We start from the raw sequence: 19658 nt of genomic DNA on the forward strand, positions 1-19658 counted from the left end.
TAAAATAATTTGTGATATGATTGGATTTTATTTATACTGTAAGCCTCCTTACATATAAATTTTTTCAAATAGTAAGATGCTGGTATTTTTTTTGTTATTGTCTTTATAACCAAATAAATATTAAAAAAATGAAAACAATTACAAATTTTAAATCAAAAGTAAATCGTTCATTAGTATTGCTGTTCACTATGTGTATGTCTTTTTTTGCTTTTGCCCAGGATACTGCTGGAGGAGTAGTTACTAAAGAAAATACGAGCACAAGTACAACTACAACTGAATGGTATGCAGATCCCATGTATCTAATTGGCGGTGGGATTTTATTGTTAATTATCATTGCACTTTTCGTGAGAGGAGGAAGAAGAGGGGAAAATTAAACGGTTTTATTGGCAGTTTTTCTTCTTAGAAACTCAAGGATATTCCATCCGAGATGATCTATTTTTTTCAATCCTAATGAAATGAGGAAAGCTAACATAATATTAACACCGTAAATTATAATCATTAAGATCCACCAAGGCATATATTCTTTTAACGGAACTACTAAAAAATAAACCAATGATGAACTTATGCCTTGTCCAAAATAAAAGAAAATGGCATTTTTACCGACATGGGTAATGAAACTTTCTCTGGAAATTTTTAATCTGTTGTAAAATACAAATAATGTTACCAGTGAAAAGAATGTCCAGATAATATAAGGAATCTGGGGAGGGAATTTATTTTTATTGATTTTATAAAAAATATCTGCTCCGTAATACCAAGACATTCCTATTAAAGCTGCTGCTACGGTTGCATACAACACAGGAATTATTTTTGTGGGAATTTTTTTGCCTCGCAATTTGTTGGCGGCTAAGAAAATTGTCATATAAAAAGCAACGTAGCCAACTTGTCCTGTGGGATACATTTCAGGAAAAATATTAAATAAAAATGTCAAAACGATACAAAGTCCGATGAACCAATTGATATGTTTCGGGAAAAATCTTAAAATTAAAACACCAAAGACTGTTAGTATAAAATATACTTTCAAATACCAGAAACTTCCCATCACAACAGGAAAAGTATCTGCGTTTGTATATTGATGAAGATACCAATTTCCAAGATTTTGCCATTGTGGGATATTTGAAATACTGGTGGTTGCATATTTTGACCCGAATGTTGAGTAAAAACTTTGCAGCCATTCTAACGAGAAAAAAGTTAGTCCAAAAACTTTAAAAAAGTAATCTGCAAAGAATAGAAACGTAACGAAAATCATGTACGTAATCTGTAATTTCAATAATCTGTAAAATGTTTTTTCGATATTTGAACCTGAAGTAATTCCGCTTAAAGCATAAAATAAGGCAACATCAAAAACCAAGGAAAATACCCGGATTTCTACCGGAATATAAAACTGTCCCGACCAAAAAGCGGTGTGAATAAATATGATGGAAAGGGTTGCCAATCCTTTTGCGAAATCAATATAAAGGTCTCTTTTCATTTTTTTGCTATGATTTTCAAAAGTAATTAAACTTTGTGAATATTTATTAAACAAAAAGAGGCAAGACAAACGCCTTACCTCCATGAGAAAGATATATCAAAAATGAATTTTATTTAAGGTCTTTAAATTCTTCCGCAGAGATTTCTCCGTTCTGAATTTTTCTCAATTCGTCTGTATATTGGCTCATGTAAGCGTCAATTTCAGGATATTGAGAATTTTTGCCCATTTTATAAGTTCCGTTTAAAACTCCCTGATAATAATAGAAGAAGTTATAATCAAATGAAGAAGCTGTAAGATCGTACTGACCTAGTAAAAATCCTAAACGAACGGCAGATCTTCTTTGTGGCGGAGTTCCGTGATGCCCTGCACTTGTTGTCTGATAATCTCCGATGCTTTGTGCGAATTCGTAAGCAGCTGCAATCTGCGCAAACGTTGTTTGATTGTAACCGTTTGGTCTTCTCAGATAATATCCTGCAAAACCGTCTGCTTCCAGTTCATTTGGTCTTGCGGTTGATTCACTTACAGAAGGTAATCCGAATATATACTGAAGCTGATGACCGTATTCGTGAGCCAAAATCATGGCATTAACAATATTTCCGCCCTTATTTTTGGCATCTGCATAGATGGCATATCCATAATAAATTTTCCCTGTAGAATAAGAAATTGCGTTGTAGGTAGAGTTTGGACTTGAAGGATCATTGACAAATCTCAGCGTTGGACTGGTTCTTCCCCATAAACCTGCGATCTGTGTCATTTGAGAATTCATGAAGTTGGTATCAGCAGAATTTGGAAGTGATGTGGTAAGAACTGCCGTAGAATTCCAGTATTGATCTACGTAATAACATACTTTTTCCAATGCATTGGGCTGTTCGATCTTGAGATTTTCCGGTTGTTGTTCTGTTTGTGCAGGACTGTCCATTGAATCGTCGTTACAAGCTGACAATGAGAGTGCAGCAATGGCTCCCACAAGGAGTGGAAAATAGATGTTTCTTTTCATATAAATAAATTTAGGTGTTAACGAATGTATAACTTTAAACGCAATTTATTGTCACTTTATTGTGAGATAATATTCAAAACATAGTTAATTTTTAAAATAATAAAAAGATTGTTTTGATTGTAAGGTATTTAGAAATTTATTCTTATATTTGCACCTCGAAATAACTAAAAATTTATAAACAATGTTTGCAATTGTAGAAATAGCAGGGCTTCAATATAAAGTTGAGCAAGACCAGAAGTTGTTTGTGAACCGTTTGAAAGGAGACAAAGGAGGAAAAGTATCTTTCGATAAAGTACTTCTTACTGTAAACGGAGCAATCACTGTAGGCGCCCCAGCTGTAAGCGGAATCACTGTGGAAGCCGAGATCCTTGATCATGTAAAAGCTGATAAAGTAATCGTTTTCAAAAAGAAAAGAAGAAAAGGTTATCAGGTAAAGAATGGTCACAGACAATCTTTAACTCAAATTCAGATTACTGGTATTACAGGATTTGAAGGAGCTAAAAAAGCAGAAAAGCCTGCTAAGAAAACAACTAAAAAAGCTGACGCTGAAAGCGCAGAATAATTTAAACCAAAAAACCTTAAAATAAAATGGCACATAAGAAAGGAGTTGGTAGTTCCAAAAACGGTAGAGAATCTCATTCTAAAAGATTAGGTGTTAAGATTTTCGGAGGACAAGAAGCTATTGCCGGTAATATTATTATCAGACAAAGAGGTACGCAACACCACCCGGGTACTAACGTGGGAATGGGTAAAGACCACACTTTGTTTGCTTTAGTAGACGGTAAAGTAGTTTTCAGAAAGAAAGCAAACAACAGGTCTTTTGTATCTGTAGAGCCGAACGCTTAATTGTAGCGTTTCATAAAAATTAAAATCCTCAGCATTGATGTTGAGGATTTTTTGTTGTGCCCAATTTTATTTAAAAAGTTAAATTTTTATAATTTATTCTATATGTGGTGAAATGTTTTTATATTTGGTAACAATCAAATAACAAATTAGTTGCGGAAGCCGAAAAGCAAATAGAGTAGGCGACAAATTAAAACAAAATATTATGAAAAATCTAAAAAAACTAACGAAGAAAAATTTGAAAAATATTAATGGTGGAGCAGAAAGATGTCCTCCTTTGGCAAATTGGTGTGCTGAATGGTGTACTTGGTCTGCCTGGCAAAAAGCGCATTGTTTAAATGCTGTTCTTGACACACCTTGTGATTGCTAAATATCACATTACTCATTATATCTAAGCCTCAGTTTTATGGGGCTTTTTTATGAAATCCTGATAAAATATTATTCCTTACATTTATCAAACGTCAAATTAAAATCAATTACTATGAAAAATTTAAAGAAAATCAACAGAAACGAACTTAAAAATGTAATGGGAGGAGCACTTCCTGTAAAAGACTGTCTGCCTTGCGATATTTATTGTAAAATTCCTGAAGGGCAAAGACCTTCTTGCGGTATTGTGTATATTGTTGCTCACTGTAATAGCTGTAAAGATTATCCGGCAGAATCTTAAAATGAAAAAATCTCCTTCAAATTTGAAGGAGATTTATATTTTAAAAACCAACTTGGAATCCGGCTTTAATGCCGAAAGTGGAAATATCCGGTCTGTCAAGATAATTTCCTCTCCAGTTGAAATCTACTCGGAAAATTCTAAGATTCCCGAAACCTATATTTTCAATTCCTACTCCGTATTCATAATAAATATGTTCGCTGGGCGCAGAATATTTAATTCCTTCCACATTAATTGCTTTAGATGCATCGCTCAACGTTCCGTAAGCTCCTCTTATGAATGCGATTTCCCTCAATTTTAATTTCTTAATCAAAGGGATGTAGGAAAGGATTTTACCGTTAAAATGATGCTCTAAATGAAGCGTTGTGTAAGTGTCTGCTACAAACTCATAATAATTAAGCTGTGCAAAAGTATTTTGAGCCAAACTGTAAGACTGGTTTCCGGGGATTACATTCTGTAATGCCAATGGAACGGTATCGAAATTTTTTCCTGCTTCAAAACTAACCAATGTTTTACCCCAACTTCCGATCAGCATCGGTTTGTAGAACATAAACTGTAATTTATTATAACTGAAATCAGATCCGAATAAGCCTTCAACGCCTTTTGTATATTTTAAAACAATGGTTGGTGCCAATGTTCCGTGTTCGTATCTGTCGATTCCGGTTTGTGAGAATTTAGCGCCTGGTCTTGCGATTAAACTAAACGTAAAGTGCGAATCGTTCGTTGTTTGTCTTAGAGCTCCGTTTTTGTAATACATTAAATTGAACCCTGCCGGATTAGCAGATTTAATACTTTGCATAGTACCGTCTAACCTTACCTGAAAGTTTTTCCAGGGTTCGATAGACGTGAAAACGTTGGTTTGATTTACCGAACTTAATGAAGCATTCTCTCCTCTTGCAAAAAGCGTGGAAGAAGCGAAGGTTCTCGCCATAATTCCGTCGTCGTTGGTTAATTGAACTCCCAACTGAAGAATGTCTCTTCGTGTTCCTGCTCCAACAGTGAATCTATTGACTCTGTTAAACATAAATCGACCTTCAGCACCATATTTTACCTGTTGATCTTTAAATCCGTAAGCCGTATAAAACTGAAGTCTCCAAGGGTCATTTCTTGTGAAATAAGTTCTCGCTCCCAGTCGAATTCTGTCTCCTTCCACTTCATTTTTTCCATAAATTGAGAATATTGGACCAATATCAATAGCTTTAAAAACGTTATAATAGCCTGAGCCCAACGTTTCATATATTTTTACAATTCTGTTGAATTTAGGAGTCTGCTGTAATTTATCAAGCATCTCATAGACTCCCTGTTCGGTTTTTGATAATGAATCAGGTCTTGCCTTTACCCAGAAAGCATCATCTTTATCTGTGAATGCATCGTCATATTCTTCCTCTTTTCGTACAAAAACTTTATCATCAAGAGGCTTATTAAATTCATACTCAGAATAATCGACTGATCTTTTTGCTACAATACTTTTTGCTGATTTCTTTTTAGAAAAAGGGGTCATTTCTATCTCTGTGACGAATTTTCTTGGTAAGAAAGTATTTTCATCGGGATTGTCGTACTCCAATTCAGTAGAAATTCCATTAATGAAATTAACATTGATTTTTTGTGTCGATTTCAATGTTGCTCCCAAAACGGCATAGCTGTCTGTATCAATAAAAAGATAGCCCTGAAAAGCTAAAACTTCGGTTCTTTTTGGCTGATAGCGGATTTTGTAGGCTTTTTCTCCTCTTACCGAAATCGTATCAATAAGGTTATAGTCGTAGGTGCTGAATCCTGTTTCTCCAACTGGACTTGGAAAACCGATATCAAAATAATTTAACGTATTGTCATAAATATTAATATCACGATAAAGATTTTTCGCCGTTAAAGTAACAATCTGATTGTCCTGAAATCCTGATGTTTTCTGCGCAACAAGCAGTTTTTTTGTTTTTTTGCCAGGTTTATTTTCTCCGTAATTTTCGTAAATAGCTTCGTTCAAAAAGATCGGAAGTCCAATCTTTCCGCTTGCGGTAGAATCTGTGTAATCAAAAATGAAATCCATCTTGTTAAAGATTTTTCTCTTCATGAAAACACTATCCAGATTATTGGCATCAAACTGAATTTTTTCGTATTCTTTGAAAGTATATGTATCAAATTTGTCTAAACCGTTGTTCCTTTTTCTTTCCCAGACTTTCTGCATGATAGCATATGCCGGATTCTCTTTCTTATTTTTGTATTTTGGTTTTTCGTTGTGAATGACAACTTCTTCAATGCTGCTGACTTTTTCTTGAGCTAATTTTACAAAAATATTTTCTGCATTTTCAGAAGTTACATTCACGAATTCTAGCGCATAGCTTTTTCTCTGGAATTTTAATTTATAAATAATACTGTCAGACTGAATGCTAAAATTCCCTGAAGCCGTTGTTTGTGATGGCTTGTCATTTTCATTAATGAAAATATCAACACCGGAGATTTCTTTATTGGTTTTCGAGTCTACAATTCTGCCTTTTGCTGAGTTCTGCGCACAGATAAAGTCGGAAAAAAAGATAAGAAGGAAAAGAGGATAATATTTCGAGTTATTAATTAACATTTGTTGTTTCTTCAAGCTATTGCATAAACAAAAAGTATGCAGATTTATTGTAATAAGTAAATAATATTTAAATTTTAATGCATTTAAATACAAAACTGCAAATGTAACGAAATAACATCATCATTTTAACGTGTTATAGTTATTGTTTTGTTAAAGTCTAGACTTAAATATGAATAAAACGATATAAAATAAAAAAGACCTACATTTCTGTAAGTCTTTTAGCTCCTCCTGCTGGGCTCGAACCAGCGACCCTCTGATTAACAGTCAGATGCTCTAACCAACTGAGCTAAGGAGGAATGAGCTAAGGAGGAATGTCCTTTGTTTTAAGTGGTGCAAATATAATATGAAAAATAATAGTATGCAACTATTTATTTTAAAAATATTGAATTTTTTCGTGTGGTAGCGGGTGTTTTAAGGCTATTTAATTATTTATCAGTGATTTAAATTTAGAGAAATTAAAGCTGATTTTTAGAATTTTGAAAATAAAAAAAGACTTACATTTCTGTAAGTCTTTTAGCTCCTCCTGCTGGGCTCGAACCAGCGACCCTCTGATTAACAGTCAGATGCTCTAACCAACTGAGCTAAGGAGGAATAATGTCCTTTGTTTTAAGTGGTGCAAATATAGGACGAATATTTATACCCTACAAATATTTTTATTGAAAAATTTCAAAAATATTATAACTTATTGGTAAAGATCTTGAATATGTCACTTCCGAAGATCAGTAACATCAAGCCTAACAGGAAGATAACCCCAATCATCTGGGCGTTTTCCAATACTTTTTGAGGAACAGGTTTTCCAACAATCATTTCATATAATGTGAAAATTACGTGTCCACCATCCAATCCCGGGATAGGAATTAGGTTCAAAAATGCCAACCAGATAGAAAACATTGCTGTAAAACTCCAGAAAGCTGCCCAATTGATTCCGATACTTCCGTCAGCAGCTCTGTCAACCGGCATATTTTTTACAATAGCAATCGGCCCACCAACATTTTTATATCCTTGAATTTTTGAGTTGAACATGATTTTAAATTGTTTAACCTGCATAGTCAAGGCTTCAATCGTTCTTTCTAAACCTCTTGGAATAGACTCTCCGAAAGAATACTGTTTGTTTGTTACTACACTTGCCAATGCTTTCTGATCAACGCCAACACCTAATTTTCCGTCTTCATCAACAGCAATTGAAATCGTTTCCGGTTTTCCGTTTCTTACGACATCAATAGCAATTGTTTTTCCCTTGTTTTCTAATAGTGTAGAACTTACTTCATCGAAGAAAGGTGTCTGTTTTCCATTTACTGCGATTACTTTATCGCCTTTCATCAAGCCTGAAGCTTTTGAAGCCGGACTTACTAAAGTATCAATAATCATTGGAAATCTTGGAGAAATGTATAATTTTGCCTCTTTCTGTTTTAAAACATCTGCAACACCGTCTTTATTTACTGGAAAAGTAACTTCTTTTCCGTTTCTTACTACTGTTACGTTATCTCCTAAAAGGATATTGATAGAAGCATTTTCTAATCTTTCGGCAGGTTTTCCGTCGATAGTAACGATTTTATCACCGTTCTGGAATCCCATTTTTTTTCCTGCTTCACTTACACCGATACCATTGTTGAATTTAGTAAGATCAGTATACATTTCTCCGTTAAAGAAAGAAAGACAACCATAGATCAACCAAGCTAAGAAAAAGTTTACCGTAACTCCACCCAACATGATGATTAATCTCTGCCAAGCCGGTTTTGCTCTGAATTCCCAAGGTTGTGCAGGTTGTTTCAATTGCTCGGTATCCATACTTTCGTCTACCATTCCTGCGATTTTTACATATCCACCAAAAGGAAGCCATCCGATTCCATATTCCGTTTCGCCGATTTTTTTCTTGGCGATGGAAAACCATGGATCAAAGAAAAGGTAGAATTTTTCAACTTTGGTCTTAAAATATTTTGCTGGTAAGAAATGCCCAAGTTCGTGAAGGATTACCAAGATAGAAATGCTCAATATAAATTGAAACAGTTTGATTGCTATTTCCATTAATGCTTTTTATGTTTAATTTGCAAAGGTAACAATTATCAAAACTATGCCAAATAAAAAAACTCCTCGAAACGAGAAGCTTTGTCATATAATGTGATGATTTCTTATAAATTGATGGAAACTCCAAGGCTGCCATTGTTTCCGACTTCTGCAAAAACACCTATTTTCTCTGTAAAAAAGTATCTTGCACCAATATGAGCGCCCAATCCGAAATTTTTTCCGACAATACCAACATCAACACCGGGATAGATATCTAATTTTTCAGGCAATTGTAAAGTTTCTTTCAAATGAAAATTCACTCTTCCGAAAACAAAAGCACGGTTTTTATCATCATTATCTTTATAATTATCAAAGTAAACATTGAGTCCTGCTCCCACGGAAATCAAATTATTTAAACCATAATCATACGTTCCTGTAATTCCTGTTCCATATCCCCAGGCGCTTAATCCTGCGTTTATTTTCTGATCTCCTGCTCCTGTCCACGCTTGTGCATTTACGGAAACTCCTGCGAAAATCACCATCACCATAAAAAACAATTTCTTCATAAATTTTTATTCTTTACTATTGTTACTAAAAAATATCCTCAACAAAAATAGAACCGAAATCACAGGAAAATCGTATTTTTATTGAAGTTTTTTAACAAAGTTTATGAAGATCATAGGACTTAATTTAGATATCATCTGGAAAAATAAAACGGAAAACTTTCAACTAATAGAAAAGGAATTACAGAATCAGGAAAGTGATATTTTCCTTTTACCTGAAATGTTTTCTACGGGTTTTTGCATGGATGCCGATGAAGTTGCCGACAAAAATCTGGAATCGTTGGAATTTTTAAAGAAAATTTCAAAAGAAAAAAATGCTGCTTTCTGCGGAAGTGCGCCTGTGGAAGAAAATGGAAAGTTTTTCAACAGAATGTATTTCTTACAACCGGATTCTCAAGTTGATTTTTATGATAAGAGACATTTGTTTTCATTTTCGGGAGAAGATAAAGTATATACTCCAGGAAAAGAAAGAGTGATTGTGAATTATAAAGGTTTCAGAATTTTATTACAGGTTTGTTATGACCTTCGTTTTCCTGTTTTTGCAAGAAATAATGATGATTATGACGCTATTTTATATGTTGCCAACTGGCCTGAAAAAAGAGTGGGAGCATGGGAGCATTTGTTAAAAGCAAGAGCAATTGAAAACTTATCTTTTGTTTTTGGCTTAAACAGAATCGGAACCGATGGAAATGATTTATTTTATCAGGAAAGTTCGCACTGTTTTTTTGCGGATGGAAAAGAAATTTCAGATAAAAACGGAAATCTCGTAACTGGGGAATTGAGTCTGGATGAATTGAAAGACTTTAGAAATCATTTTCAGTTTTTGAATGACCGTGACGATTTTAAGATTTTTGGTTTAGACTAAAATAAAAACTTCTGCAGATTTTCATAAATAATTTTTTAAAATCATCCGTGAAAATCTGCAGAAGTATAGTTTTATATCTATTAAGTAAGAATTAAATATACTGCTTCAAAAGTTGCGTCAGTCGATTAACATCATGAACACCGCTTTCCTTATACAATAATTCTCCCTTTTTGAATACCGCCAAAGTCGGAACACCACGTACGCCATATTGTGAGGCAATTGCGGGATATTGATCCACATCTACCTTGATGATTCTTGCGTTTTCACCAACGTTTTCTTTTACAGTATTTAAAACCGAAGACTGCACTTTGCAGGGTTGGCACCAGGTTGCAAAAAAGTCGATTAAGACCGGTTTTTCGGAATCTATGATTTCCTGAAATTTTTGTGACATAGTTTTATGTATTAATAAACTAAAGTGTATTGACTTATTGTTTTGTTATTGAAATCATTAAGATTTTGCTTGAAAATAAACCCTAATATGTTGAATTTAAAGCAAGAATGATTCCAAAATACTTTTATATTATAATGTTTTTGAATGGCACATGAAGTCTGTCGTCGGAAATTTTTCAGTTTTTTTGATTCCGTTGAAACCTCCGTCGATTTCTGTAAAGTTTCTGATTCCATGTGAATTAAGAATGCTTGCGGCAATCATGCTTCTGTAACCTCCTGCACAATGAAGGAAAAAATGCTCAGAATCATCGATTGTTTTTACCCAATCACTTATTAAATCCAAAGGTTTGTTATATGCATTATCAATATGCTCCGCAGAATATTCTGAAATCTTACGAACATCAATAACTTTAGATTCTTCATTAAATTGTTCTGCAAATTCAGCCGGAGAAATTCTTTTCACTTCATCTGTTTCTTTGCCTGCATTTTTCCATGCTTCAAAACCGCCGTTCAGATATCCTACAACATTGTCAAAACCAACTCTGCTTAGTCTTGTAATTGCTTCTTCTTCAGTTCCTTCGTCAACGATTAATAACAAAGGATGTTTAACATCAACAATTAAACTTCCTACCCATGGTGCAAAATCTCCTTTTAACCCAATATTTACAGAATTGGGAACAAATCCTTTGTAAAATTCTCCAGGACTTCTTGTATCTAAAATTAATGCTCCGGTTTCTTCTGCATATGCTTCAAAATCATCCACAGAAATTGGTGATAAACCTTTATCCATAACAGTGTCAAGACTTTCATAACCACCTTTATTCATGGCAACATTCATCCCAAAATACTTTGGCGGAGCAGTCAGTCCGTCCAGAACTTCTCTGATAAATGATTCTTTATCTGGTTGGTTCAGCGCATAATTGGTTCTTTTTTGATTTCCTAAAATATCGACTGTTTCCTTTTGCATATTTTTTCCGCAAGCTGAGCCTGCACCGTGAGCTGGGTAAACAGTGATACTGTCGTCTAATGGTAATATTTTAGAATGTAAACTTTCGTAAAGAATCCCAGCAAGATCTTCCTGTGTGATGCTTCCTGCCTTTTGAGCAAGATCAGGTCTTCCAACATCTCCTAAAAACAGTGTATCTCCCGTGAAAATTGCCGTTTCTACACCGTTTTCGTCAATCAAAAGAAAAGTGGTACTTTCCATAGTATGACCAGGCGTGTGAAGGATTTTTATTTTTATTTTTCCTATTTCAAAAATCTGATTGTCTTCTGCAATAATTGCATCAAATTCAGGTTGCGCCGTCGGTCCGTAAACTATTGGAGCACCTGTTTTTTTGCTTAAATCTAAATGTCCCGAGACAAAATCTGCGTGAAAGTGTGTTTCAAAAATATATTTTAGAGTAACGTTGTCTTTTTCCAGTCGGTCAAGATAAGGTTTTACTTCTCTTAATGGATCTATAATCAATGCTTCATTCTCAGATACCACATAATATGCGCCCTGAGCCAGACATCCTGTATATATTTGTTCAACTTTCATTGCGTGATTGTAAACTTTAATGTTTTATTTGAATTACAAAAATCGTGTTTATTTTTTTAAAATCGACTAAAAATAAAAATCTATATTAATAGAGTAAATCTATAAAGTTTTTATTTGTTCTAATTAATTATTTCAGTCTTGAAAAATTTAAATCCAAGCATTAAATTTACAGATTCTCTATGATTACTTAATTAAAATTAAACATGACATTCGAATATTTTCCAAAAACATTTATATTTATAATTTAAAAAAATCAAATGACCGATAAAAATAGTTTTGTTGAAGAATTAAATAAAAGATACACTCCAAAAGGAGATCATATTATCCTGGGAAAAGGAATGTTGGATGGGGAAGTTGTTCCTGAAGTCAACGTAACCATTCCTTTGAAGACAATTAACCGTCATGGCTTGATTGCCGGAGCTACCGGAACGGGTAAAACGAAAACATTGCAGGTTTTTGCCGAACAGCTTTCTCATCAGGGAATTCCATCTTTGGTTTTGGATATTAAAGGAGATTTTTCAGGAATTGCAGAGGCTGGTAAAATGAATGCTGTGATTGAAGAAAGATATTCAAAAACGCAGCTTCCTTACAATCCGCAGCCATTTCCTGTAGAGTTAATGACTATTTCAGGAGAAAAAGGTGTAAAGTTAAGAGCTACCGTTACCGAATTTGGACCTGTCTTATTGAGTAAAATTTTAGAATTGAATGATACCCAGCAAAGTATTATGTCAATTGTTTTTAAATATAGTGACGATAAAGGATTGCCTTTAATTGATTTGAACGACCTTAAAAAAGTCCTTCAGTATGTTACTGAAAATCCGCAAGGGAAAGCGGAACTTTCATCTAATTACGGTTCGATTGCCTCGGCTTCTTTGGGAGCAATTCTGAGATCAATTGTTGCTTTGGAACAGCAGGGAGCTGCAAGCTTCTTTGGCGAATTAAGTTTTGACGTTCACGATTTGCTTGAGACGAGAGATGGAAAAGGCGTTGTGAATATTTTGAGAGTGGCGGATATTCAAAGCAAGCCACAATTATTTTCTACGTTTATGCTTTCGCTTTTTGCGGAAATTTACATGACTTTTCCGGAAGAGGGCGACAGCGGAAAACCTAAATTAGTTCTTTTCATTGATGAGGCGCATTTAATTTTTGATGAATCCTCAAAAGCTTTGGTTTCCCAGATTGAAACTATGGTAAAACTGATTCGTTCAAAAGGAGTGGGGATTTATTTTATTACACAAATTCCGGGCGATGTTCCTGAAGCGGTACTTTCTCAGTTAGGACTGAAAATTCAGCACGCGTTGAGAGGTTTTACGGCAAAAGATAAAAAAGAAATTTCGAAAGCGGTAGAAAATTATCCTACAACTGATTTTTATGATGCGTCAACGTTGATCCAGAATTTAGGAATCGGGGAAGCATTTATAACGGCTTTAGATGAAAAAGGAATTCCTACGCCATTAGTTCATACTTATTTAATTTCTCCGGAATCGAGAATGGATGTTTTGAACGAATCCGAAATTTCAGAATTAACATCTAGATCAGCTTTAGTCGCTAAATATGAGAAAGTTATAGACAGTGAATCAGCTTACGAAATATTAGTAAAAAGAATGGAGCAGGCGGCACAAAATGCGGCTCCTACCCAAAAAACAAAACCTGTAAAAGAAGAACCCGGAATGTTGCAGCAGGTATTGGAAAGCAAAGCGGGACGAACTTTTACAACAACATTATTGCGTGAAGGAGCAAAAGCTATCCTTGGAATGTTAGGTTTAGGTGGCAGAAAGAGGTAAATTATATAAATTTTATTATTTTAGCAGGATTGCCTGAATTTTTTTAGATTTATTGGCATAAGTTATGTAATTTAATGATCAGGATTTAATGAAGATCGATAGTAATCTAAATAGAAAGTGTAGAAAATCAGATGTATTCAATAATTGATATAGAAAGTAATGGTGCAGGTTACAGGAAAGAATGCATTATAGATATCGCCATTTACAAATATGATGGTCAGAAAATTGTGGATCAGTTTATCTCTTTTGTAAATCCTGAAAGTGATATTACGCCTTTTGTACAGAAATTGACCAATATTACTCCGAAAATGGTTAAAACAGCACCAAAATTCCATGAAATTGCCAAAAGAGTCATCGAAATTACCGCCAATACAACGCTTGTTGGTCATAATATAGATTTTGATTACAGAATGCTTCGCCAATCGTTTCAAAGGCTTGGTTATGATTTCAAAACCAATACATTAGATACAATTCCTTTAGCGAAAAAACTGATTCCGGATGAAGCAAGCTATTCTCTTCAGAAATTAGTGAAATCTCTGGGTATCCCGTTGTTGAATGCACATAGGGCAGAAGGCGATGCTCTCGCAACGTTGGAATTATTCAAACTTTTGGTTTCAAAAGATACTGAAAATGAGATTGTTCAAAAGCAGTATGATGAGACGAATGCGAAGACGTATATTAATAAAATCAAAGTACTTACGCAGGATATTCCGAATGAAAAAGGATTTGTCTATTTCCAAAATGAGCAGGGAAAAATTATTTTCTCGGATCATGTTCAGGATATTAATAAATTTTCCAAGAAGGTTTTCAATTCAAAATCAAAAAAGTGGGAAACTATTCAAAGGGAGGTTGAACAGATTAATTATGAGCTTACCGGAACAGATATTATTGCGAAATTGATCTTAAATTCTAAAGGAATTAAAAAAAGAGATCCCTTAGCTTTCGGGCTTTATCATAGGAATAATAAATATATTGTTGAAAAAAATCAACTGAATAAAGTAGAAAAACCGATTCTGAAATTCAGGTCTTTTACACAGGGTTCCAAAGCGGTTCAGTTTATAGAGAATATTGAAGAATACAAAGATATTGAGGCTTTTAAAAAGAAGATAGATTTCAAAAAAAGAAGTGAACTCTGGCTTGGACAGGGAAGAAAGTTGGGTGAGAAATTATTCTTAATCATTGAAAACGGAAAAATAATGTCCTACGGGTTTTATGAACTTTTTACACAAATTCAAACTTTAAGCAAATTATCAAAATTAAAAATCGATCTGCTTTCTCAGTCTTCAGAGCTGAACAATGAATTGCAGCTGGCACTTATCCGTGGTGACTTTGAAACGTTACCTTTACCGAAATAAGAGAATATTCAAAAATTCTGTCGGTTTTTATTAAAAAAGCCCCTTTTTTGATCAATTTTTCTAAAAATAAAAAAGAATTAGTACTTTTACAAAAAAATAAAGGAAGCAATGCAAAATTTTAAACAACATAAAACCGGTAAAAAGGGAACTGTAAAGTTTTCTAAGGTTTGGAACATTTAAAAGAGTTGTCTTGCATAAAAATAATTATGATGGCAGGCTCTTTTTCCGAAGAATCTGCCTTTTTTTATGTTAAAATTAAATTATGAATTCACAAGAATTATTAAAGATCGCCCAAGAATTTGGCACACCGGTGTATGTTTACGATGCGGAATCGATTAAAACTCAATACGAAAAACTTACATCTTCTTTTTTAAAACACACAAAGTTCTTCTACGCTGCAAAGGCGTTGACCAACATTAATATTCTAAAGTATGTGAAGAACTTAGGTGCTTCTTTGGATTGTGTATCAATAAATGAAGTGAAGCTTGGTTTAAAAGCGGGCTTTCCAAAAGAAAAAATACTATTTACTCCCAATTGTGTTGATCTTGCTGAAATCGAGGAAGCAATGACTCATGGAGTTCACATCAATATCGATAATATCTCAATTCTTGAACAGTTCGGAAACAAATATGGAAATACATATCCGATTTTGGTAAGAATCAATCCGCATATCTTTGCAGGTGGGAATTATAAAATTTCGACGGGTCATATCGACAGCAAATTCGGTATTTCTATTCATCAGGTTCGTCATATTGAAAGAGTGATGAAATCTACAAACTTGAATGTAGAAGGACTTCACATGCATACAGGAAGTGAAATCAAAGATCCGGATGTTTTCCTTCAGGCTTTGGATATTATGTTAGAATTATCTGAACATTTTCCGAATTTAAAATATTTGGATATGGGAAGCGGATTCAAAATTCCTTATCAAGACAGCGAAGAAGAGACTGATGTAAAAACATTAGGAAAAAAGGTTGAAAAGGTAATTTCAGAATTCTCAAAATCAACAGGAAAAAAATTCGAATTATGGTTTGAGCCAGGGAAATTCTTAGTTGGTAAAAGCGGATATTTATTGGTGAAGGCTAATGTTATCAAGCAGACAACGGCTACGGTTTTTGTTGGAGTAAACTCAGGTTTCAACCATCTGATCCGTCCGATGTTCTACGATTCTTATCACCAAATCGAAAATTTATCCAATCCAAAAGGGGCAGAAAGAATTTATACTGTCGTAGGAAATATTTGTGAAACAGATACTTTCGCATGGGACAGAAAACTGAATGAAGTGAGAGAAGGCGATGTTTTGGCATTCCATAATGCGGGAGCTTACGGTTTTGAAATGAGTTCAAACTTTAATTCAAGACTAAAACCTGCCGAAGTTCTTTTCTTAGACGGAAAAGCGCATTTAATCAGAAAAAGAGATGAATTTGAAGATCTTTTGAGAAATCAGATTGAAGTCATCAATTAAAATAGAAGAACTCTGCAAGAAATTGCAGAGTTTTTTATGAGATTAAGTAAATTTTAATATTCAGAAATCTTAAACATATTTATTATTCCTTAAATTTGGTAGAGATTAGAATCTTTTTAAAAGATCTTAGTTCATTCCTATTCCAACATTCCATATAAACAACCATCAAAAATATTAATTATGGCTAAAAATGTAGCTGAGCAAATCGTTGAAATGCTCGAAAGTGCAAATGTGAAAAGAATTTATGCAGTAACGGGCGACAGCCTCAATCATTTAAATATTGCTGTTAAAAAAAGTAGTATTGAATGGATTCATGTGAGACATGAGGAGGTGGGAGCGTATGCGGCGGCGGCGGAAGCTGAGCTTGATGGTTTTGCGGTTTGTGCCGGAAGTTGCGGTCCGGGGCACGTTCATTTAATTAATGGAGTGTATGAAGCGCACCGTTCTCATGTTCCAATGTTGGTGATTGCGTCTACTATTCCAAGTGATGAAATGGGAATGGATTATTTTCAGGAAACCAATACGATAAAATTATTCGATGATTGCAGTCATTACAATCAGATGATTACAAGACCGGAACAGGTTCAAAGAACATTGCAGACAGCAATTCAGCATGCGATTTCTAAAAAAGGAGTGGCGGTGATTGGTCTTCCGGGTGATGTTTCGGAACTGGATGCTGAAGAAGCGACAACTTCCAATAAAATATTTAAAACAAATCCTGTTATTCGACCTTCTGATGAAGAATTGAACCAATTGGCCACTTTAATCAACGAAAGCGAAAAAGTAACAATCTATTGCGGAATTGGTGCTGAAAAAGCCAATGCAGAAGTTGTACAGCTTTCAAAATATCTAAAATCTCCTGTAGGATATTCTTTCCGGGGGAAAATGGCAATTCAGCCAAATAATCCGAATGAAGTCGGTTTGACAGGACTTTTGGGACTTCCTTCTGCCTATCATGCGATGCACGAAGCTGATCTGTTGATTCTTTTGGGAACAGATTTCCCGTATCAGAAATTTATGCCTGTTAAAAATAAAATCGTTCAGATCGATGAAAGTCCTGAAAGATTGGGTAGAAGAGCCAAGTTAGAATTAGGATTAACGGGTGATGTGAAAGAAACGATCAAAGCTTTATTGCCTTTATTAAAAGAAAAAACAGACGTTCATTTCTTGAATCAGCAATTGGAATTTTATGAAAAAGTAAAAGAAACCCAATTGACTTATGTAAAAGATCCTGGAACAGAAAATGCCATTCAGCCGGAATTTGTAGCGCATACTTTAGATAAATTAGCACAAAATAATGCCATTTTTACTGTAGATACAGGAATGTGTTGCGTTTGGGGAGCAAGATTTATTACAGGAACGGGCGAAAGAAAAATGTTAGGCTCATTTAACCACGGTTCGATGGCGAATGCAATGCCAATGGCGATTGGTGCTTCTTTGGCTCATCCGGACAGACAAGTGATTGCAATGTGCGGAGACGGAGGATTATCGATGCTATTGGGAGATATGGCAACTATTTTTCAGTATAAATTACCGGTAAAACTGATTGTTTTCAATAACAGAGCATTGGGAATGGTAAAATTGGAAATGGAAGTTGGTGGAATGCCCGACAATGAAACAGATATGATCAATCCTGATTTTGGAATGATCGCTCATGCAATGGGCTATCCCGGAAAAAATGTTCACAAACCAGAGGAAGTTGAAGCAGCCATCAAAGAATGTCTTGATTATAACGGACCTTATTTACTAAATATTTTCACAAATCCAAATGCGTTAGCTTTACCTCCAAAAATTGAATTCGATCAGGTGATCGGAATGACAAAATCTATGGCTCAACTAATGCTTGGCGGAAAAATGGAAGAAGCTTTAGATACGGTAAAAACAAACTACAAACATATTAAAGGGTTGCTATAATGAGTGCATCTTTGAAGAAATTCTACATCATTGCCTGGATTTTCGGGCTTATCTTTTACTTTTTGGATTATGTAATTCGCTCGGCACCGGCGGTAATGATTCCTGAATTGGTTAATAATTTTAATACTACAGAATTGAAGCTAATCAGCATGGTCGGAACATATTATTACACTTATTCCACCTGTAGCTTGATTGCCGGAATTGCTTTAGACAAATTTGGAGGTAAAAAATCTCTTTTTGTCGGAACACTCATTTTAGGAATCGGATGTTTATTATTCTTAATTTCAAGTCAGGTTGCCGGAGTTTCCGGTAGATTACTTCAAGGAGCCGGTTGTGCTTTTGCATTTCCCGGTTGTGTGTATCTGGCGAGTAAAGGTTTTTCTTCAAAGTCTTTGGCAACGGCAATAGGTTTTACTCAATGTATCGGAATGCTGGGCGGAACGGCAGGTCAGTTTATCGTTGGGCCGTGGGTTGAAGAAGGGGTAAATATCAATACCTTTTGGCTTTGGTCAGGAATTTTTACCATTATCACTGCGTTTGCACTATTTTTTGTGATTCCTAAAGAAGATAAATCTGAAGATTCTCAGGAGAATAAAACGCATCATTTAGGATATTTAGAACCCTATAAAATTGTTTTTAAAAATCCACAATCATGGTTGTGCGGAATTATTTCAGGATTATTGTTTGCTCCGACTACCATTTTTGCCATGACTTGGGCGGTTGCTTTTTTCCAAAAAGATAAAGGATTTATTTTTCATGAAGCAGCGATTACCAGTGCAATGGTTGCCTTCGGGTGGGTTTTTGGGTGTCCGCTTTTAGGTTTTATTACAGATAAAATCGGTCGCAGAAAACCTGTTTTAATTGCTGGAGCGGTTTTGATGATTGTAAGTTTATTACAATTAATTTATTTGCCTGAATTGTATCCTGCAAAAATCAGTATGTTTATTCTTGGTTTGGGTTCTGGGGCAGCAATGATTCCGTACTCTGTAATTAAAGAAACTAATCCGGATTTCGTGAAAGGAAGCGCCACGGGAGCGATTAATTTTATCACTTTCGGAGTAACAACTTTATTAAGTCCTATTTTTAGCAGATGGTTTGGGAAAAGCCTTGAGGCATCTTCCGGAGATATTCATTTTCAGCAGTCAATATTATTTTGGATTGTAGGAATTGTATTGGCAATTTTAGTTTCGTTACTATTGAAAGAAACAGGTAGCAAAGCTCAGTCAGAGATTTAATT

Annotated in this window: 18 protein-coding genes and 2 tRNA genes; 11 read left to right on the forward strand and 9 right to left on the reverse strand. The window is 34.6% G+C overall.

Annotated elements, in window-relative coordinates; genetic code table 11:
- Nucleotides 1-128: 128 nt before the first annotated feature.
- Complete coding sequence (locus ASG22_RS14850) at nt 129-374, forward strand: hypothetical protein (RefSeq protein WP_055986206.1); 246 nt, start codon at nt 129-131, stop codon at nt 372-374.
- Here the strand turns inward: ASG22_RS14850 and ASG22_RS14855 are convergent.
- Nucleotides 371-1468: an acyltransferase family protein gene (locus ASG22_RS14855; protein WP_055986210.1), complete on the reverse strand. Its 1098-nt coding sequence runs from the start codon at nt 1466-1468 to the stop codon at nt 371-373. The two genes, ASG22_RS14850 and ASG22_RS14855, sit on opposite strands and share 4 nt — an antisense overlap.
- A gap of 109 nt (nt 1469-1577) precedes the next feature.
- Nucleotides 1578-2465 (reverse strand): hypothetical protein, encoded by an 888-nt coding sequence (locus ASG22_RS14860; protein WP_055986213.1) that lies wholly within the window; start codon nt 2463-2465, stop codon nt 1578-1580.
- Nucleotides 2466-2646: 181 nt separating this feature from the next.
- On the opposite strand from ASG22_RS14860, the gene rplU reads away from it, so the two are divergent.
- The 4 genes from rplU (at nt 2647) to ASG22_RS21170 (ending at nt 3975) form a co-directional block, all read left to right on the forward strand.
- Nucleotides 2647-3027, forward strand: a complete 381-nt coding sequence (gene rplU, locus ASG22_RS14865) for a 50S ribosomal protein L21 (RefSeq protein ID WP_055986216.1) — start codon at nt 2647-2649, stop codon at nt 3025-3027.
- Nucleotides 3028-3053: 26 nt separating this feature from the next.
- Nucleotides 3054-3311 (forward strand): 50S ribosomal protein L27, encoded by a 258-nt coding sequence (gene rpmA, locus ASG22_RS14870; protein WP_034701234.1) that lies wholly within the window; start codon nt 3054-3056, stop codon nt 3309-3311.
- A 202-nt stretch (nt 3312-3513) separates the two neighbouring features.
- Entirely contained in the window at nt 3514-3678 is a 165-nt protein-coding gene (locus ASG22_RS20860; protein ID WP_117590800.1) for a bacteriocin-like protein, read from the forward strand.
- Nucleotides 3679-3789: 111 nt separating this feature from the next.
- Nucleotides 3790-3975 (forward strand): bacteriocin-like protein, encoded by a 186-nt coding sequence (locus ASG22_RS21170; RefSeq protein ID WP_055986218.1) that lies wholly within the window; start codon nt 3790-3792, stop codon nt 3973-3975.
- 40 nt (nt 3976-4015) lie between these two features.
- Here the strand turns inward: ASG22_RS21170 and ASG22_RS14880 are convergent, their stop codons facing one another.
- The 5 genes from ASG22_RS14880 to ASG22_RS14900 form a co-directional block, all read right to left on the reverse strand.
- Nucleotides 4016-6541, reverse strand: a complete 2526-nt coding sequence (locus ASG22_RS14880) for a DUF5686 family protein (RefSeq protein ID WP_055986220.1) — start codon at nt 6539-6541, stop codon at nt 4016-4018.
- 222 nt (nt 6542-6763) lie between these two features.
- Nucleotides 6764-6837, reverse strand: a tRNA-Asn gene (locus ASG22_RS14885).
- Nucleotides 6838-7058: 221 nt separating this feature from the next.
- Nucleotides 7059-7132, reverse strand: a tRNA-Asn gene (locus ASG22_RS14890).
- Between the two features lie 84 nt (nt 7133-7216).
- A complete protein-coding gene (gene rseP / locus ASG22_RS14895; RefSeq protein ID WP_055986225.1) occupies nt 7217-8566 on the reverse strand; it encodes an RIP metalloprotease RseP in 1350 nt (449 codons plus the stop codon).
- 104 nt (nt 8567-8670) lie between these two features.
- Nucleotides 8671-9111: a DUF6646 family protein gene (locus tag ASG22_RS14900; RefSeq protein ID WP_055986228.1), complete on the reverse strand. Its 441-nt coding sequence runs from the start codon at nt 9109-9111 to the stop codon at nt 8671-8673.
- A 103-nt stretch (nt 9112-9214) separates the two neighbouring features.
- On the opposite strand from ASG22_RS14900, the gene ASG22_RS14905 reads away from it, so the two are divergent.
- On the forward strand, nt 9215-9973 hold the full coding sequence (locus tag ASG22_RS14905; protein ID WP_055986230.1) for a nitrilase-related carbon-nitrogen hydrolase: 759 nt from the start codon (nt 9215-9217) through the stop codon (nt 9971-9973).
- Nucleotides 9974-10064: 91 nt separating this feature from the next.
- Here ASG22_RS14905 and trxA read toward each other — a convergent pair whose 3' ends face one another.
- Nucleotides 10065-10364, reverse strand: a complete 300-nt coding sequence (gene trxA, locus ASG22_RS14910; protein ID WP_055986233.1) for a thioredoxin — start codon at nt 10362-10364, stop codon at nt 10065-10067.
- A 129-nt stretch (nt 10365-10493) separates the two neighbouring features.
- Nucleotides 10494-11903 carry an MBL fold metallo-hydrolase gene (locus tag ASG22_RS14915; protein WP_055986236.1) on the reverse strand — a complete coding sequence of 470 codons (1410 nt, stop codon included), beginning with the start codon at nt 11901-11903 and terminating at the stop codon, nt 10494-10496.
- Between the two features lie 257 nt (nt 11904-12160).
- Between ASG22_RS14915 and ASG22_RS14920 the strand changes: the two genes are divergently transcribed.
- The 5 genes from ASG22_RS14920 to ASG22_RS14940 all read left to right on the forward strand — a co-directional run bounded on the left by ASG22_RS14920 (nt 12161) and on the right by ASG22_RS14940 (nt 19656).
- Nucleotides 12161-13687 (forward strand): helicase HerA-like domain-containing protein, encoded by a 1527-nt coding sequence (locus tag ASG22_RS14920; RefSeq protein WP_055986239.1) that lies wholly within the window; start codon nt 12161-12163, stop codon nt 13685-13687.
- Nucleotides 13688-13818: 131 nt separating this feature from the next.
- The gene (locus ASG22_RS14925) at nt 13819-15042 is read left to right on the forward strand and encodes a PolC-type DNA polymerase III (RefSeq protein ID WP_055986242.1); all 1224 of its coding nucleotides are present in this window, start codon (nt 13819-13821) and stop codon (nt 15040-15042) included.
- 262 nt (nt 15043-15304) lie between these two features.
- Nucleotides 15305-16507: a diaminopimelate decarboxylase gene (lysA, locus tag ASG22_RS14930; protein ID WP_185113812.1), complete on the forward strand. Its 1203-nt coding sequence runs from the start codon at nt 15305-15307 to the stop codon at nt 16505-16507.
- Nucleotides 16508-16687: 180 nt separating this feature from the next.
- Nucleotides 16688-18421, forward strand: coding sequence for a thiamine pyrophosphate-dependent enzyme (locus tag ASG22_RS14935; protein WP_055986248.1), 1734 nt, complete (start codon nt 16688-16690; stop codon nt 18419-18421).
- Entirely contained in the window at nt 18421-19656 is a 1236-nt protein-coding gene (locus ASG22_RS14940; RefSeq protein WP_055986250.1) for an MFS transporter, read from the forward strand. Before ASG22_RS14935 ends, ASG22_RS14940 begins: the two co-directional genes overlap by 1 nt.
- Nucleotides 19657-19658: the final 2 nt, after the last annotated feature.

Source organism: Chryseobacterium sp. Leaf405 (genome assembly GCF_001425355.1).
Classification (GTDB): domain Bacteria; phylum Bacteroidota; class Bacteroidia; order Flavobacteriales; family Weeksellaceae; genus Chryseobacterium.

Coding starts and splice junctions, on each gene's coding strand:
- ASG22_RS14850 (WP_055986206.1), top strand. CDS start 129: ATGAAAACAATTACAAATTTTAAATCAAAAGTAAATCGTTCATTAGTA.
- ASG22_RS14855 (WP_055986210.1), bottom strand. CDS start 1,468: ATGAAAAGAGACCTTTATATTGATTTCGCAAAAGGATTGGCAACCCTT.
- ASG22_RS14860 (WP_055986213.1), bottom strand. CDS start 2,465: ATGAAAAGAAACATCTATTTTCCACTCCTTGTGGGAGCCATTGCTGCA.
- rplU (WP_055986216.1), top strand. CDS start 2,647: ATGTTTGCAATTGTAGAAATAGCAGGGCTTCAATATAAAGTTGAGCAA.
- rpmA (WP_034701234.1), top strand. CDS start 3,054: ATGGCACATAAGAAAGGAGTTGGTAGTTCCAAAAACGGTAGAGAATCT.
- ASG22_RS20860 (WP_117590800.1), top strand. CDS start 3,514: ATGAAAAATCTAAAAAAACTAACGAAGAAAAATTTGAAAAATATTAAT.
- ASG22_RS21170 (WP_055986218.1), top strand. CDS start 3,790: ATGAAAAATTTAAAGAAAATCAACAGAAACGAACTTAAAAATGTAATG.
- ASG22_RS14880 (WP_055986220.1), bottom strand. CDS start 6,541: ATGTTAATTAATAACTCGAAATATTATCCTCTTTTCCTTCTTATCTTT.
- rseP (WP_055986225.1), bottom strand. CDS start 8,566: ATGGAAATAGCAATCAAACTGTTTCAATTTATATTGAGCATTTCTATC.
- ASG22_RS14900 (WP_055986228.1), bottom strand. CDS start 9,111: ATGAAGAAATTGTTTTTTATGGTGATGGTGATTTTCGCAGGAGTTTCC.
- ASG22_RS14905 (WP_055986230.1), top strand. CDS start 9,215: ATGAAGATCATAGGACTTAATTTAGATATCATCTGGAAAAATAAAACG.
- trxA (WP_055986233.1), bottom strand. CDS start 10,364: ATGTCACAAAAATTTCAGGAAATCATAGATTCCGAAAAACCGGTCTTA.
- ASG22_RS14915 (WP_055986236.1), bottom strand. CDS start 11,903: ATGAAAGTTGAACAAATATATACAGGATGTCTGGCTCAGGGCGCATAT.
- ASG22_RS14920 (WP_055986239.1), top strand. CDS start 12,161: ATGACCGATAAAAATAGTTTTGTTGAAGAATTAAATAAAAGATACACT.
- ASG22_RS14925 (WP_055986242.1), top strand. CDS start 13,819: ATGTATTCAATAATTGATATAGAAAGTAATGGTGCAGGTTACAGGAAA.
- lysA (WP_185113812.1), top strand. CDS start 15,305: ATGAATTCACAAGAATTATTAAAGATCGCCCAAGAATTTGGCACACCG.
- ASG22_RS14935 (WP_055986248.1), top strand. CDS start 16,688: ATGGCTAAAAATGTAGCTGAGCAAATCGTTGAAATGCTCGAAAGTGCA.
- ASG22_RS14940 (WP_055986250.1), top strand. CDS start 18,421: ATGAGTGCATCTTTGAAGAAATTCTACATCATTGCCTGGATTTTCGGG.